At 63.5% G+C, this 14,523-nt stretch carries 15 protein-coding genes; 12 read left to right on the top strand and 3 right to left on the bottom strand.

What is annotated here, in order from left to right; all coding sequences use genetic code 11:
• The 3 genes from EOA19_RS00455 to EOA19_RS00445 form a co-directional block, all read left to right on the top strand.
• On the top strand, positions 1-748 hold a 748-nt coding region (locus EOA19_RS00455), incomplete at its 5' end, for a zinc-dependent alcohol dehydrogenase family protein (protein ID WP_245486010.1).
• Between the two features lie 194 nt (positions 749-942).
• Positions 943-1,242 carry a zf-TFIIB domain-containing protein gene (locus EOA19_RS00450; RefSeq protein ID WP_023808853.1) on the top strand — a complete coding sequence of 100 codons (300 nt, stop codon included), beginning with the start codon at positions 943-945 and terminating at the stop codon, positions 1,240-1,242.
• Between the two features lie 68 nt (positions 1,243-1,310).
• Entirely contained in the window at positions 1,311-2,297 is a 987-nt protein-coding gene (locus EOA19_RS00445) for a Tim44 domain-containing protein (protein ID WP_128302361.1), read from the top strand.
• Between the two features lie 49 nt (positions 2,298-2,346).
• Here EOA19_RS00445 and EOA19_RS00440 read toward each other — a convergent pair whose 3' ends face one another.
• Entirely contained in the window at positions 2,347-3,444 is a 1,098-nt protein-coding gene (locus EOA19_RS00440) for a lactonase family protein (RefSeq protein ID WP_128302360.1), read from the bottom strand.
• 198 nt (positions 3,445-3,642) lie between these two features.
• On the opposite strand from EOA19_RS00440, the gene EOA19_RS00435 reads away from it, so the two are divergent.
• From EOA19_RS00435 to EOA19_RS00400, 8 genes are all read left to right on the top strand, one after another.
• Entirely contained in the window at positions 3,643-4,194 is a 552-nt protein-coding gene (locus EOA19_RS00435) for a MaoC family dehydratase (protein ID WP_023808855.1), read from the top strand.
• Position 4,195: 1 nt separating this feature from the next.
• Complete coding sequence (locus EOA19_RS00430) at positions 4,196-5,356, top strand: CaiB/BaiF CoA-transferase family protein (protein ID WP_128302359.1); 1,161 nt, start codon at positions 4,196-4,198, stop codon at positions 5,354-5,356.
• Positions 5,353-6,522 (top strand): extracellular solute-binding protein, encoded by a 1,170-nt coding sequence (locus EOA19_RS00425; protein ID WP_128302358.1) that lies wholly within the window; start codon positions 5,353-5,355, stop codon positions 6,520-6,522. The genes EOA19_RS00430 and EOA19_RS00425 overlap by 4 nt, the downstream gene beginning before the upstream one ends.
• Positions 6,523-6,548: 26 nt before the next feature.
• Positions 6,549-7,736 carry an ABC transporter substrate-binding protein gene (locus tag EOA19_RS00420; RefSeq protein WP_128302357.1) on the top strand — a complete coding sequence of 396 codons (1,188 nt, stop codon included), beginning with the start codon at positions 6,549-6,551 and terminating at the stop codon, positions 7,734-7,736.
• A 72-nt stretch (positions 7,737-7,808) separates the two neighbouring features.
• Complete coding sequence (locus tag EOA19_RS00415) at positions 7,809-8,546, top strand: ATP-binding cassette domain-containing protein (RefSeq protein WP_128302356.1); 738 nt, start codon at positions 7,809-7,811, stop codon at positions 8,544-8,546.
• Entirely contained in the window at positions 8,539-9,285 is a 747-nt protein-coding gene (locus tag EOA19_RS00410) for an ATP-binding cassette domain-containing protein (protein WP_128302355.1), read from the top strand. Before EOA19_RS00415 ends, EOA19_RS00410 begins: the two co-directional genes overlap by 8 nt.
• Positions 9,282-10,232: an ABC transporter permease gene (locus tag EOA19_RS00405; RefSeq protein WP_128302354.1), complete on the top strand. Its 951-nt coding sequence runs from the start codon at positions 9,282-9,284 to the stop codon at positions 10,230-10,232. Before EOA19_RS00410 ends, EOA19_RS00405 begins: the two co-directional genes overlap by 4 nt.
• 1 nt (position 10,233) lies before the next feature.
• Positions 10,234-11,205, top strand: coding sequence for an ABC transporter permease (locus EOA19_RS00400; protein WP_128302353.1), 972 nt, complete (start codon positions 10,234-10,236; stop codon positions 11,203-11,205).
• Positions 11,206-11,214: 9 nt separating this feature from the next.
• Here EOA19_RS00400 and EOA19_RS00395 read toward each other — a convergent pair whose 3' ends face one another.
• Together EOA19_RS00395 and EOA19_RS00390 are read right to left on the bottom strand one after the other, a co-directional pair.
• The gene (locus tag EOA19_RS00395) at positions 11,215-12,054 is read right to left on the bottom strand and encodes an amidohydrolase (protein WP_128302352.1); all 840 of its coding nucleotides are present in this window, start codon (positions 12,052-12,054) and stop codon (positions 11,215-11,217) included.
• Between the two features lie 65 nt (positions 12,055-12,119).
• Positions 12,120-12,905: an IclR family transcriptional regulator gene (locus EOA19_RS00390; RefSeq protein ID WP_023808863.1), complete on the bottom strand. Its 786-nt coding sequence runs from the start codon at positions 12,903-12,905 to the stop codon at positions 12,120-12,122.
• A 169-nt stretch (positions 12,906-13,074) separates the two neighbouring features.
• On the opposite strand from EOA19_RS00390, the gene EOA19_RS00385 reads away from it, so the two are divergent.
• Positions 13,075-14,394 carry a sugar ABC transporter substrate-binding protein gene (locus EOA19_RS00385; protein ID WP_128302351.1) on the top strand — a complete coding sequence of 440 codons (1,320 nt, stop codon included), beginning with the start codon at positions 13,075-13,077 and terminating at the stop codon, positions 14,392-14,394.
• Positions 14,395-14,523 lie beyond the last annotated feature (129 nt).

Below are 14,523 nucleotides of genomic sequence, written 5' to 3'. Positions count from 1 at the left end.
GCAAGGTGACAGCGTCAGTGTCATCCCGCCGCAATCGATGATCCGCTGGCCGGCCTATGGCGATCTTGCCACCTACCCCGCCCGACTTGTCGTCAAGCATCCGCAGTCGCTTGACTGGCAAACGGCAGCGGCGGTCTGGATGCAATATCTCACCGCTTATGGCGCGCTGATCGACATCGCCGGGCTGCACAGCGGAGACGCCGTCGTCATCACAGCAGCATCGAGCAGTGTCGGGCTTGCGGCGATCCAGATCGCCAACAAGGTCGGCGCGACCGCGATCGCGGTGACGCGGACATCGGCGAAGATGCGGGCGCTGCTCGAGGCCGGCGCGGCCGACGTCGTGGCCTCGACGGAGGAGGATCTGGCGGCGCGATTGAACCAGATCGCCGGGCCGCGAGGCGTGCGCGTCGTGTTTGATGCGGTCGGCGGCCCGATCTTCGAGCCGCTGACGGCGGCCATGTCGCATAGCGGCATCCTCATCGAATATGGCGGACTGAGCCACGCGCCGACGCCATTCCCGCTGCCAGCGTTGCTGAGCAAGACGCTGACACTGCGCGGCTACCTCGTGCACCAGATCACCGGTAACCCGGTAAAGCTGGAGGCCGCCAAGGCGTTCATCGTCGAAGGCCTGCAGAGTGGGGCACTAAGACCGATCATCGACCGGACCTTTGCGTTCGACCAGATCGTCGAAGCGCATCGGTATCTGGAATCAAACGAGCAGTTCGGCAAAATCGTGGTGATGATTTGAGCGGAGTTGACAAACAAATCGTTCCTGGGGGCGATATCGCTCTTGAAGGCGCCGAGTTGCATTCCTAACTGTCTCACGCGGGCCGGGCCCCTCTGACTATCGCTTTTGGCGATCGTGATGTCGGACCGCTTTAACGGGCCCGTTTCCATGTTTTCGGTCAAGCGGGCTCAATCTTTTTCGGTTTGGAGCCCCGTATGACATCTTCTCTTCTTGGCATGACTTGCCCCTCCTGCCGCGTTGCGCTCGTGATGAGCGAACGCCAGGGTATCGAAATCGACTACTGTCCGCAGTGCCGCGGCGTCTGGCTTGATCGGGGAGAACTCGACAAAATCATCGAGCGTTCCGGCAGGGAAGCGGCGCCCGCGCCGCAGCCACAGCCGGCAGCATTCTCCCAGCCGCAACACGGCCAGGGCCGCGACGACGATTATTCCCGCTCCCACGGCCACCGCTATCCGAAGCGGAAGAAATCATTTTTCGAAGAGTTGTTCGATTGACCGCATGACGCCGGCACCCGGCGGCGGCTGAAAACTTCCGAAACCGCAGAGACAAAGGTTCATCTCCGATGACTTCCCGTACAAGCCGATTTGCAGCCCTCTTTGCAGGACTGTTCCTGGCGTTTTCGATGGTTGCGATAGACCATGCCGAGGCGCGCCGCGGCGGCAGTTTCGGCAGTCGTGGCATGCGCACGTTCCAATCGGCACCGCCGACCAGGACCGCACCGGCCCCGACCGCTCCAGTCGAGCGTTCGATGACGCCCAACACCGGTGCGAACAACGCGGCCCGGCAGCCGCAGGCCGGCCCGCAGAGGCCCGGCTTCATGAGCGGTTTCGGTGGAACGATGATGCGCGGCCTGCTGCTCGGCGGCCTGCTCGGCCTGCTCGTCGGCCAAGGCTTCGGCGGCCTGGCCGGCGTGTTCGGTTTCCTGCTTCAGGCCCTGCTCATCGGTGGCGCGATCATGCTGGCTATCCGCTTCTTCCGCTCGCAATCGGCGCGTGGTCCTGCGCCAGCGCTCGCCGGTGTCGGCAATGCCCAGGCTTCGCAATTTGAGAACCGCGCAACGGCAGGGCAGCAGACTGCAGGCTCCTTCACAATTCCCGGCTTTGGCGGTGGTTCGGGCGGAAGCTCTCCGGCCATCGGTTCTGATGAGATCACGCTGGCTCAGACCGACCTCGACGCATTCCAGCAGCTGTTGACCGATGTCCAGGAAGCATTCGGGCGCGAAGACCATGCCGCTCTGCGCCGGGCTGTTACCCCCGAAATGGTGTCCTATCTGTCGGAAGAACTGGCCGACAACGCCCAGAAAGGTCTCAGGAACGAGGTAACGGACATCACCTTGCTGCAGGCCGACGTCGCTGAAAGCTGGCGCGAGGATGACCGCGACTATGCCACGGCCGCATTGCGCTACGAGTCTCGTGACGTGACGCGCGAACGGGCCAGCGGCAAGGTCGTCGAAGGCGACGAAGACCATTCGACAGAGACGACCGAGCTGTGGACCTTCGTGCGTGAGAATGGATCGAGCTGGAAGCTCTCCGCAATACAGCAGGCTTGAGCCCGGCCGGTTTCGCCCGAGGCCTCGATGCGGATGTGGTTGCGGTCGTTTAGCGCACGATCTTGACGCACATCGGCGTGCCGATCTCGATGGCGCGCCCGGTGTCGATCAGCATGCCGCTGTCGGCGTCGCGCGCGAAGATCGAGATGCGGTCGGCATTCTGGTTGGCCGAGAACAAATGGCCGCCTGACGGCGTCAACGCCAGGTTGCGCGGCGTCGCACCGCCGCAAGGGACATAGCCGACCAGGCTCAGCGCGCCGGTGTTCTGGTCGACCGCCATGATGACGACGCTGTCATGGCCGCGGTTGGAACCGTAGACAAAGCGGCCATCCGGCGACATCTGGATATCGGCGCAATGATTGCTGTCGCGCGCCTCGGCCGGCACCGCCGGCTTTGTGTCGACAATTGACAGCTTGCCGCTGGCTTCGTCCAGCGCCATCGACACGATGGTCGAATCCAACTCATTCATGACGAAGACGAAACGCCCGTTCGGATGCAGCGCCAGATGGCGCGGGCCGGCGCCCGGCGGCAAGGCGGATTCGGCAAGCTTGGTCAGGCTGCCATCCTGCTCGATCCGGTAGGACACCAGCCGGTCGATGCCGAGATCGGCAACGATGGCTGTTCCGCCGGCAATTGTTTCGGTGACGCTGTGGGCGTGCGAACGTTCCTGCCGCGCGGCATTCGGGCCGCTGCCCCTATGCGAGATGCTGGCCAGCGGCGCCGACAGCGCGCCGTCCTTCTCGAAACCATAGACAGCCACGGCCCGATCCGGACCGCCCTCGCCCATGCCGTAATTGGCGACCAGCAGCTTCGTCCCGTCGTGGGTGATGGTGTTGTGGGCGGTGATGCTGCCGAGCGATGGCTGCTTGTTCAGATAGCGGAGCGCGCCTGAGCCACGATCGAAGCTGTAGGCGGAGACGGTTCCCTCGCGCCAGGTGAAGACTTCCGAATTGGCGTAGATGTGCGAGCCGTTCGGCGTCACCGAGAGGAAGGTCGGATTGTCGACGTCATTGGTCTCGGCCAGTTTTCGTGTTTCCAGCGTCGTCTGGTCAAAGCTGTAGACGCCGAGACCGACACCCCGAGCGCCCTGAAAATACGGCGCCTCGCGGTTCAGGCTGCCGACAAAGACCAGACAATCCTCGCGCATGATTTCCTCCCTGCCCGCCTGCGCTTCGGCGCGCGGGAGCAGCCAAAATTTCGCCTGTTCACGCTTGCAACGCAACCCCATATGTGAAAATACTATTTACAAAAGAAGATTGACGGGAGGAGACGTCTTGCATTTCGACGCCTTGATGCGTTTTCCGGCAGCTGTGACGTGCCCCATACAAGGCTGGCGGTGCCGGCCATGAACGATTTCGCGCCCACCGTCGGTGTCGCCTCGACGCATCCCAAGAACATGCCTGGGGATCACGCCGCGCTGCCGGTGTGGAACGCCGAAAACTGGTTCTATGAGGATTGGCCGGTCGGGCAGAAGATCCGCTCGTTGCGACGGACCATGGCCGAAGGCGATAGCCATTTGTTCAACACGCTGGTGCTCGACATCCACCCCTATGTGCAGGACCAGATATTTGCCGAGAGCGAAGGCGTTTTCGGCAAGCGGCTGATCGCCGGCGCCTTTGTCTTCTCGGCTGGCCTCGGCCTGGTCGCCACCAATTGCGTCAACGCCTTTTCCTATGGCTACGACAAGCTCCGTTTCATAAAGCCTGTCTTCATTGGCGACACGATCTATTCGATCCGCTCCAACCTCGACAAGAAGCCCCGCTACAAGGAGATGGGGCTGATCCGCGCCAGCTATGAGGTTTTCAAGGGCGAAGGCGAGCTCGTTCTCTATTGCGAGCATCTGCAGACGGTGAAGTACCGCAACCCGGCCGACTTCGTCGGCAAGACGGAGAAATAGCATGCCGGCAGCAGCCGAATTGCCGCTCGCCGGTCTCGTCGTCGTCGACACGAGCCAGTTCCTGTCGGGCCCGTACTGCTCACTCAGGCTGCTCGATCTCGGCGCCCGCGTGATCAAGATCGAGCGTCCGGATGGCGGCGACCTGTCGCGCCGGCTCTATCTCAGCGACACCGAGATCGGCGGCGATTCCACCATCTTCCACGCCATCAACCGGGCCAAGGAAAGTCTTGCCATCGACCTCAAGAACGAGGCCGATCTCGAAGCGTTGCGCGGCCTCCTGGCCAGGGCTGACGTGCTGATCCAGAATTTCCGGCCGGGCGTCATCGAACGGCTCGGCCTGGACTATGAAGCGGTCCGCAAGATCAACCCGCGGCTCGTCTATGCTTCGATCAGCGGCTACGGCGAAGATGGGCCATGGGTCAAGCGGCCCGGCCAGGATCTCCTGGCGCAGGCGCGTTCAGGCGTGATGTGGCTGAACGGCGACGAGGACCAGGGACCGGTGCCGTTCGGCCTCGCCATCGGCGACATGCTGGCGGGTGCCGCCTGTGCGCAGGGCATTCTGGCCGCACTGGTGCGGCGCGGCATCACCGACCAGGGCAGCCATATCGAAACCAGCCTGCTGGAAGCGCTGGTCGATTTCCAGTTCGAGGTGCTGACGACGCATCTCAATGACGGCCGCCGGCTGCCCAGGCGCTCCAGCTTCCGCAGCGCGCATGCCTATCTGTCGGCGCCTTACGGTGTCTACCCGGCCAAGGACGGCTACCTCGCCATCGCTATGACGCCGATCCCCAAGCTGGCCGACCTCTTGTCGCTCAGCGAGTTGGCACCCTATCGCGACAAGCCTGCATCGTGGTTCACCGCGCGCGACGACATCAAGGCGATCATCGCGCAGCGGATCGCCACCAAAACCATCGACGAATGGCTTGATATCCTCGAGCCGGCCGACATCTGGTGCGCCAAGGTACTGACCTGGCCCGAGATGCTGGCAAGCGAGGGGTTTCAATCGCTCGATATGCTGCAGACGGTGACGCGCGAGGATGACGTCTCGATCCTCACGACGAGTTCGCCGCTCCGGGTCGATGGCATCAGGGCCAAGGTCGATCGGGCGGCGCCGCGCATCGGCGAGCACAGTGCCGCAATCCGCGCGGAGTTCGGCCTGTGAGCGTGCCCACACTCAAGGGCATGACCTGGAGCCACGCGCGCGGCTACGATCCGATGGTCGCCTGCTCGGCGCTGTGGCAGCAGAAGACCGGCATTGCCATCAACTGGGCCAAGCGCTCGCTGCAGGATTTCGAATCCTTCCCGGTGGAGGATCTGGCGCGCGCCTATGATCTCATCGTCATCGACCATCCGCATGTCGGCCAGATCACGGCCGAAGGCTGCCTGGAGCCGCTGGATGTCGCCGGACGCGAGGCGGAACGCACGGCCCTTGCCTCGGGCAGCGTCGGCCAGTCCTATCCGAGCTACAACTGGCAAGGACGGCAATGGGCTTTCCCGATCGATGCGGCAACCCAGGTCCAGGCATGGCGGCCGGATGCGATCGAGGCGCCACCGGCGCGCTGGAGCGAGGTGCTCGATCTCGCCCGGCAAGGCCGTGTGCTGCTGCCGCTGCGGCCGCCTCACGTGTTGATGGTGTTTTACACATTCGCAGGCAATCTCGGCCGTCCTTGCACCACCGATCCATCCCACGATCTCATCGATGTTGACGCCGGTAGCGAAGTGTTTGAAGCAATGCGCGAGATTGCAGCGCTCGTTGATCCGGCTTGCTTGGAGATGGATCCGATTGCCGTCTCGGAGCGCATGGCGGAGGCCGGTTCCAGGTTCGTCTGCGCGCCACTGATCTATGGCTATGTTTCCTATGCGACGACTGGCTTTCGGGCGAACCGGCTGGCCTTTGCCGATGTTCCGGTCATCGGTTCCGGCGGCCCGATCGGTTCGGCGCTCGGCGGCACCGGCATAGCCGTATCAGCCTTTTCCAAAGCCAGGGATGCCGCGATCAACTTTGCCTATTGGGTCTCGAGCGGCGATGTCCAGCGCGGCGCCTATGCCGCCGCCGGCGGCCAGCCCGGCCATGCAGCGGCCTGGGAAGATCAGGCCGTCAATGAAGCGACCGGCAATTTCTACCGGGACACGCGCGCGACGCTGGAGGGTGCATGGGTGCGGCCGCGCCATGACGGCTACATGGCGTTCCAGCAGGCCGCGTCCGAACGCATCCTTTCCGGCATGACCTTCCGGCATCAAGCCCGACAGGTCGTTGCCGATCTCAATCGCCTGTTTCGGGAGAGTTCCCCGGTGCAGGTGTCCGGCGCTGCCGGTGGAGGAGCCTGAACCAAACCGAACGGAGGAGAACAAGAATGACAGGAATGATCCGCGGCCTGCTGGCCGCAACGGCGCTTGCCTCGCTTGCAACGGCCGCCTTTGCACAGGATGTGCAAGGCGTCATCGGTGGACTGCCGACCGAACTCAAGGCGCAGTATGACGGAGCGCCCCAGAAGGTATTGCCTTCGGCCTGGGAGAATTTCAACGCGCCGCCAAAGCCGTGGAAATGGTGCCACTCGGAATCCTACCAGGGCAACCCGTGGCGGGTCACGGTGACCAAGGAGTTGAAGCGTCTTGTCGACGGGCTGATCGCCGACGGCACCGTCTCCAGCTTCGAGGTGTCGGATTCCAACAACGACGCCAGCCAGCAGATCAACCAGATCCGCGCCTTCATCGACAAGAAATGCTCTATCATCACGTCGGTGCCGGGCTCGGCGACGGCGCTCGACGATGCAATCGACGCTGCCGCCAAGTCCGGCATTCCGTTCATCACAGCGGCCGGCTCGGTGACGAGCCCCAACGCGATCAATGTCGATTCCAACTATGCGCGCTGGGGCTATGACATGATGACGGCGATCGCCAAGGCGCAGCCGGACGGCGCCAGCATCCTTCTGGTCGAAGGCATCGCCGGACACCCGATCGTGGTGCAGGAGCGCCAGGGCGCGGACAAGGCGCTGGCCGAAAATCCGAAGCTGAAGATTTCGCGCAACGTCAACGGCAACTGGACAGCCAACGTCACCAAGACCGTGGTGCTGCAGGCGATCGCCACCAACCCGGCGCCGATCGATGCGGTGTGGACGACAGGCAGCGAAAGCCGCGTCGTTGCCGAAGCCTTCGCAGAAGCCGGCCGGCCGGCGCCATTGATCACCGGCTCGATCACCGGCGATGCTTTGGGCTACTGGAAGGCCAACCCCGACAAGTACCGCTTCGAAGGCCATGCGGTGCTGCCGCACTGGACCGCGCAGACGCTGTTCCGCGTCGGCGAGCGTATGCTCGACGGCCAGAAGCCGAAGCTGAACACGCTGCTGATCCCGATCCCGCCTGTCCACACCGCCGATCTCGGTGCCTGGTACAAGGACTGCATGACGACGGATGCGGTGTCGATCTTCCCGATCCCGCCGACGGATCCGATGCCGGAGGAATGGCTCGACGCCTATTTCTCGAACCCGGCGCCGACCAAGGGCTGGGATTATTCGAAGGTGCCCGACGCCTGCGCAAAATAACGCTGCGCGAAACTAGCCTCTCAGCAGGCCGGCTCCTTTCGGGAAGCCGGCCTGCCAGCATCGAAATGCGACATGCTTGAAATCAAAACCATATCCAGACGCTATGGCGAGACGATCGCGCTCGCGGACGCATCGATCGCGTTTCGGGCGGGAACCATCCACACCATCCTGGGCGAGAACGGTTCGGGCAAGAGCACGATGGTCAAGCTGTTGTCCGGCATCGTCCAGCCGGACAGCGGCGTGATCCTGCTGCACGGCAAACCATTCTCTGGCGCCAATCCATCGGCCTTCCAGGCGCAAGGCTTCGCCACGGTGTTCCAGGAGGTGCTGATCGCGCCGGACTGCAGCGTCATCGATAACATCCTGCTCGGCCTCGACGGGCTGGTCCGGCGCGCTGTTCCCCGCAACGAGCGCCGTGACCGGGCGAAAGCCGCGCTGAAGCGCTTCGCGGTTACCGACGTCCCCCTCGACAAGCCAGCCGGCCTGCTGCCGCTTGCCGCGCAGCAATTGGTCGTTCTCGCCCGCGCGATCGTGCGCAACCCAAAGATCCTGATCCTCGACGAGGTCACCGCCGCGCTCGACTTCGCCGATCGCGAATCCGTCTTTTCCCTGATGCGCGCGCTGGCCGGCGAAGGCTGCCTGATCCTGTTCATCACCCACCGCATGGACGAGGTGATGTCGCTGTCGGATCGCATCTCGATCCTGCGCGGCGGCAGCGTCGTGCGCACCGAGGAGCGCGGCGCTTCGACGCCGGCTGAACTTCTCAAGGCGATGGCGCCACGCACGGCGGCGGAGCTGCAGCATGGCTGATCGCGCCGCCCTCACAGTTCGCGACCTCATCATCGCGCCCGGCGCCAGCCCGATCACGCAGGCGATCGCTCCAGGTGAGATCGTAGGCCTTGCCGGCCTCGACGGCCATGGCCAGGAACTGTTCCTCAAGATGCTGGTCGGCCTGGAGCCGCCGCATGGGGGCACAATCGTGCTCGACCTGCCCGGTGGTGAGCCTCGCAAGATCACCGGATTCCGCAAAGCCGTCTCCAGCGGCATTGCCTATCTACCGCGCGACCGGCGTGCGAACGGCATTTTCCCGTCGCAGTCGGTGCTCGACAATTTCGCCGTTTCGACTCTGTCGCGCGACACACGGCTCGGCCTGATCAGCCCGGCGGCGCGCAAGGCGCGCTACGACATCTACCGCGAAAAATTGTCGATCGCCGCACCCCGGCCCGATGCACCGATCACCACTTTGTCGGGTGGCAACCAGCAGAAGGTGCTGCTGGCGCGGGCCTTGGCGCTGGAGCCCGCGATCCTGCTCCTCAACGATCCAACGCGTGGCGTCGACGTGGCGACGCGGCATGTGCTCTACGACGTCTTTCGCGGGCTGGCGGCCGGCGGCATGGGGCTCGTCATCCTGTCCAGCGAGATCGAGGAGATTCTTCTCCTGTGCCAGCGCGTGCTGGTGTTCCGTGAGAATGAAGTCGCCGCCGAGATCGCCGGCGATGCGCTAACCACCGACAGCGTGATATTAGCCATGTTCGGACGTGCGGCATGAGCCAGATCTCCCGCCTCCTGTCACTTGGGCGAAGCGTCGGTTTGGCCGTCGTGCTGCTGATCTTGTTGCTTGCGATCAATCTTATTCTCAGCCCCGGACGGTTCCAGCCTGGATCCTGGGGCGCGCTGGTTGGCTTGGCGGCGCCCTTGATCGGTGCGGCCATTGCGTCCACGCCTGTCATCCTCGCCGGGCGTGGCGGCATCGACATCTCGGTCGGGCCATTGATGGGCTTCGTCAACGCTTTGACGATCCAGGTGCTGTTCCTCGGCGCCGGCATCTCATCACCCCTGGTGCTCGTTCCGGCGGCGCTGCTCGTCGGCGCGCTGGTGGGTGCTGCGAACGGCTTTCTGGCGACAATCGTGCGCATCCAGCCGATCGTCGCCACGCTCGGCACCTATTTGATCCTGACCGGCGTGACGCTGACCATCCTGCCGGCGCCAATCGGCCCGGCGCCGGCCTGGCTCAAGGCACTGTCCGGCCCGCTGTCGATGCTGCCGCTGGCACTGATGTTCATTGCCTGGTGGCTGGTGCGGCGTACGCCTTATTACGACCAGCTGATGGCGGTCGGCAGCGACGACCGGGCCGCCTACACCGCCGGCGTCGATGTCACGCGCGTGCGCTTCATCGCCTATGTCATGACCGGCATCTTCAGCGGATGCGCCGGGCTGATGCTAACCGCGCTGATCGGCTCCGCCGACCCCAATATCGGGCCGACCTACACGCTGATCGCCATTGCCGCCGTAGCACTCGGTGGCGTCAGCCTGGCCGGCGGCCGTGGCGGGGTCGCGGGTGCCGCGATCGGCGCCATCGATATCTTCCTGCTGCAAAGCGTGCTGACGACGTTCAACGTCTCGACCTTCGTGCTGCAGATCGCCTATGGCGCCATACTGGTGCTGGCCGTGATGCTGACAGCGCTGCAGGAACGTCTTGCCATGGGGAGACGCTGACATGGTTTTGCGCCAAAACCTCTTCGCGACAACCAACGCCCGCGTCGTCGGGGCCTTCTGTGTCGCCGTCCTTCTGCACCTTGCCGGTACGGTTCTCATTCCTGGCTACTCCTCGCCGTTTGCGGTGCGCGCCATGTTGGTCCTCGCTTCGCTGCTCGCCGTCGCCTCGATCGGCCAGACGCTGGTCGTCATCATGGGCGGCATCGACCTTTCGATCCCTTTCGTCATCGGCTTTGCCAATGTCGTGGCGGCGCAGCTTTATGGCGATGGCTGGAATTTTGTCCTGGTCTGCGTCCTCGTCAGTATGCTGGCGCTCTTCATCGGCGGGCTGAACGGGCTGATCTCGCGCAGCCTCGACATCCAGCCGCTCATCGTCACGCTCGGCATCGGCATGGTCGTGCAAGGGCTGGTGCTGCTGTGGACAGCCGGCTTCCCGTCGGGCTCCGCGCCGCAAGCGGTTTCCAGCTTCGTGTCGATCGGGGGATCGGCCGGACCGCTCCCGGTGCCGTGGCTGGTGCCGAGCCTTGTCGTGCTGGCCGCACTCGTCGTCCTGGTGCTGGAGCGAACGCCCTATGGCCGCCGGCTTTACGCGCTGGGCAGCAATCCGGGCGCGGCGCCACTGGCGCTGATTGACCCGGTTCGCATGTGGGTCATCACCTATGCGGCAAGCGCTTTCTTCGCCGCCGTGGCAGGGGTGCTGCTGCTCGGCTTCACCGGTTCGGCCTATGGCGATGTCGGCCAGCCCTATCTGTTCCAGACCATCGCGGCGGTCGTCGTAGGAGGCGCAGCACTTGTCGGTGGCCGGGGAAGCTATCTCGGCACGATCGCCGGCGTGCTGGTGCTGACCGAGATCAACACGCTGCTGATCGGCCTCGGCTTCCAGCCCGCAGCGGTGCAGGCCGCGCTCGGCTTCGTCATCGTGCTGCTGGTTTCGCTCTATGGCCGCGAACGGCACGTCTCGACAACCATCTGAAAGGACCAGTCAGTCGAGCCGCCACAGCTTGCGGGCATTGCCGGACAACAGCCTGTCGCGCTCGGAGATGCTGCAGCCCGAGAGCAATGCATGGGTCGCCGCCACCCAGGTCGACAGACCGCCGCCTAGCGTGCAGACCGGCCAGTCGCTGCCCCAGACGACGCGGTCCCAGCCGAATGAATTGATGGTGTGCTCGACGTACGGCCGCAACGTCTCAACCGTCCAGCTGCCGGCATCGGCATAGGCGACGACACCGGAGATTTTGGCCATGACATTCGGGCGCCGGGCGATGTCGCTCATATGCTCGCGCCATGGATGTTCGCTCTTGCCTTTGATGTCGGGGACGCCGCAATGGTCGAGGACGAACGTCACATCGGGTGCCAGGTCGGCAAGCACGATCGCCCTGGGGATCTGGTGCGGCAGCACGACGAGATCGAAGGTCAGGCCGGTGCCGCCAAGCCGCTTTATGCTGGCGCGAAACACCGCACCTTCCGAGAGCTCGTCGGGCACGACGTGGAGGACGCGGCGAAAGCCTTTTACGAACAGGTTTGCCCGCTGCCGTTCGAGATAGGCCGCGAAGTCCCCTTCCTCAGGACGGCAGGACGCGATCACCCCGGCCAGCATGCTGCTGGGCTGCCGTGACAGGCCTTCGACCCGAGCGGTTTCAGCCTCGATGTCGGCCGCATCGACATCGACCTCCATATGCAGCACGCGCTCGACGCCGACACGCTGCGCCTCCACGGCGTAGTCCTCATAGGAGAAATCGCGGTTGAGCGCCGGCACGCCGGCGAGCCAGGGATAGCGCAGGGCCGAGCGATCGATGAGATGCAGATGGGTATCGATGATCATGGTGAGGCTCCTCCCTCTGGCTTTTCAAATCATCTCACGGGGGAATTCTTCATTCAAATAAGAATTCACACCGATGAGCCGACTGCTGATCCAGCAAGGTGCGACAGCTTTTCACACGTTGCCAGCAACAGTTCGATCGTCCTGGTGATGTCGGGCGCGGAAGGCGCGTTGACCACGGTGATGTAGGGAATCGACAGCGCGGCGATCGCCTTGCCGTCGGAACTGCGCACCGGGGCGGACAGGTTGAAGACGCCGGCTGTCTGCATCGAGGCCATCATCTCGTAGCCACGGTCGCGGATCTGGTCGAGACGGGTGAAGAACTCGGTCGATTGCGCCGTCTTGTCGGTGCTGCGGACGTGTTCGGAAATCATCATCTGGCGCTCTTCCGGTGAGCGGAAGGCGAGCAGCACATGTCCCGAGCCGGTGTCGAACAGACTGATATGGGAGCCGACCCGGATCGATATGCCCCAGTAGTTCGGTGCTTCTTGCTGGCCGATGACGACGGCAGAACCGCGATCAAAAACAACGAGTTGGTTGGCCTGCTGCGATGTCTCGGCAAGCTCACGCATCAGCGGCGTCGCATAGGAGACCAGCCGCCGAACCGGCGCGTGCAACTGTGCCAGACCGAACAGTTTGAGCGTTAGCGAATAGCGGTCGCCGTCGAGGCGCGTGACGTAGCCGCGCCGCACCAGCCGGTCGAGCATGCGATAGAATTCGTTGGGACTGCGGTCGAGTTTCTTGGCGATTTCGGCCTGGGTCAGGCCGCCGTCGACGCCCGCCAGCAGTTCAAGGATATCGAGCCCCTTGTCGAGCGCCGGCGCGCGATAGCGCTCGTCTTCGCTGTCGTCCATGGGCTCATCCTCCAGTGAATTTCACCCTTCATATACGCAGGAACGTGCGCGGCGGAAACAAATTTCGCCTTGACGTGTCTATGAATGTTTTGTTTGTATATGAATGTAGCACTTCTTGTCATCAGACGAGTTGCGGTCGCCGCGGAGGCGGCACCAAGGGAGGATACCAATGAACAGACTGCTGTCCGGCGTGTGCGCCGGTGCATTGTTGCTCGCGTCAGGTGCGGGCGCTGCCCTTGCCGGCGACCTGCCCGGCAAGTTCGAAGGCGTGACCGTCGACGTGAAGCTGATCGGCGGCCAGCAATATGAAAAGCTCTACGAGCGCATTCCCGAATGGGAGAAGGCGACCGGCGCCAAGGTCAACATCCTGACCAAGAAGAACGGCTTCGACATCGACAAGGAGCTCAAGTCCGACATCGCCTCGGGCAGCACCAACTGGTGCGTCGGCTGGAACCATTCGTCCTTTGCGCCGCAATATACGGGCCTTTACACCGACCTCAGCAAATTGCTGCCCAAGGAAGAGATCGACGCTTTCGTGCCGTCGACGATCACGTCCGCAACCATCGACGGCAAGCTGGAGATGCTGCCGCGTGCGCAGTTCGACGTTTCGGCGCTCTACTACCAGAAGAGCCTGTACGAGAACGCCGACAACAAGACCAAGTTCAAGGCGAAGTACGGCTATGATTTGGTGCCGCCGGACACCTGGAAGGAAGTGACCGACCAGGCCCAGTTCTTCGCCAACCCACCCAATTTCTACGGCACGCAGTTCGCCGGCAAGGAAGAGGCGATCAACGGCCGCTTCTACGAGATGGTTGTCGCTGAAGGCGGCGAGTATCTCGACAAGGACGGCAAGCCGGTCTTCAATTCCGAGGCCGGCATCCGGGCGCTCGACTGGTTCGTTAACCTCTACAAGGCCAAGGCCGTACCGGCCGGAACCACCAACTATCTCTGGGACGATCTCGGCCAGGGTTTTGCGTCCGGCACCGTCGCCATCAACCTGGACTGGCCGGGCTGGGCTGGCTTCTTCAACGATCCGAAGTCGTCGAAGGTCGCCGGCAATGTCGGCGTGAAAGTCGCGCCGAAGGGCTCGTCCGGCAAACGCACCGGCTGGTCGGGTTTCCATGGCTTCTCGGTGACCGAGAATTGCCCCAACAAGGAGGCCGCGGCTTCCCTGGTGTGGTGGCTGACCAACGAAGACAGCCAGAAGCTCGAGGCCGCCGCAGGCCCGCTGCCGACCCGCACCGCGGTGTGGGACTGGGATTTGAAGCAGGCCGAAAACGATCCTTACAAGAAGGAGGTTCTTACCGCCTTCCAGGAAGAGGCCAAGCACGCGTTTGCCGTGCCGCAGACGCCTGAATGGATCGAGATCTCGAACGCCGTCTATCCCGAATTGCAGGCGGCGATCCTCGGTGACAAGACCTCCAAGCAGGCACTGGACGATGCGGCCGCCAAGGCGACGCAAATCCTCCAGGACGCCGGCAAGCTCTAGAAACGGGCTCCCAAGGCTGCCTCCCCCATCGGAAATGGGGGAGGCGATCGTGTTTCGCGGCCAGCGATTTACGCTAACCCATCGCCCCCGGCCCACTCACGGCCGTCCAAATGCAAACACCTCAAGGAT

The sequence above is a fragment of the Mesorhizobium sp. M7A.F.Ca.US.010.02.1.1 genome (genome assembly GCF_004023085.1).
Lineage (GTDB): Bacteria > Pseudomonadota > Alphaproteobacteria > Rhizobiales > Rhizobiaceae > Mesorhizobium.
This window is presented reverse-complemented; position numbering and strand designations above follow the sequence as displayed.

What these genes read in the sequence shown, in the direction of transcription:
- EOA19_RS00395 (WP_128302352.1), bottom strand. Translation starts at nt 12,054, where the DNA reads ATGATCATCGATACCCATCTGCATCTCATCGATCGCTCGGCCCTGCGC.
- EOA19_RS00440 (WP_128302360.1), bottom strand. Translation starts at nt 3,444, where the DNA reads ATGCGCGAGGATTGTCTGGTCTTTGTCGGCAGCCTGAACCGCGAGGCG.
- EOA19_RS00385 (WP_128302351.1), top strand. Translation starts at nt 13,075, where the DNA reads ATGAACAGACTGCTGTCCGGCGTGTGCGCCGGTGCATTGTTGCTCGCG.
- EOA19_RS00445 (WP_128302361.1), top strand. Translation starts at nt 1,311, where the DNA reads ATGACTTCCCGTACAAGCCGATTTGCAGCCCTCTTTGCAGGACTGTTC.
- EOA19_RS00400 (WP_128302353.1), top strand. Translation starts at nt 10,234, where the DNA reads ATGGTTTTGCGCCAAAACCTCTTCGCGACAACCAACGCCCGCGTCGTC.
- EOA19_RS00390 (WP_023808863.1), bottom strand. Translation starts at nt 12,905, where the DNA reads ATGGACGACAGCGAAGACGAGCGCTATCGCGCGCCGGCGCTCGACAAG.
- EOA19_RS00435 (WP_023808855.1), top strand. Translation starts at nt 3,643, where the DNA reads ATGAACGATTTCGCGCCCACCGTCGGTGTCGCCTCGACGCATCCCAAG.
- EOA19_RS00410 (WP_128302355.1), top strand. Translation starts at nt 8,539, where the DNA reads ATGGCTGATCGCGCCGCCCTCACAGTTCGCGACCTCATCATCGCGCCC.
- EOA19_RS00450 (WP_023808853.1), top strand. Translation starts at nt 943, where the DNA reads ATGACATCTTCTCTTCTTGGCATGACTTGCCCCTCCTGCCGCGTTGCG.
- EOA19_RS00415 (WP_128302356.1), top strand. Translation starts at nt 7,809, where the DNA reads ATGCTTGAAATCAAAACCATATCCAGACGCTATGGCGAGACGATCGCG.
- EOA19_RS00420 (WP_128302357.1), top strand. Translation starts at nt 6,549, where the DNA reads ATGACAGGAATGATCCGCGGCCTGCTGGCCGCAACGGCGCTTGCCTCG.
- EOA19_RS00430 (WP_128302359.1), top strand. Translation starts at nt 4,196, where the DNA reads ATGCCGGCAGCAGCCGAATTGCCGCTCGCCGGTCTCGTCGTCGTCGAC.
- EOA19_RS00405 (WP_128302354.1), top strand. Translation starts at nt 9,282, where the DNA reads ATGAGCCAGATCTCCCGCCTCCTGTCACTTGGGCGAAGCGTCGGTTTG.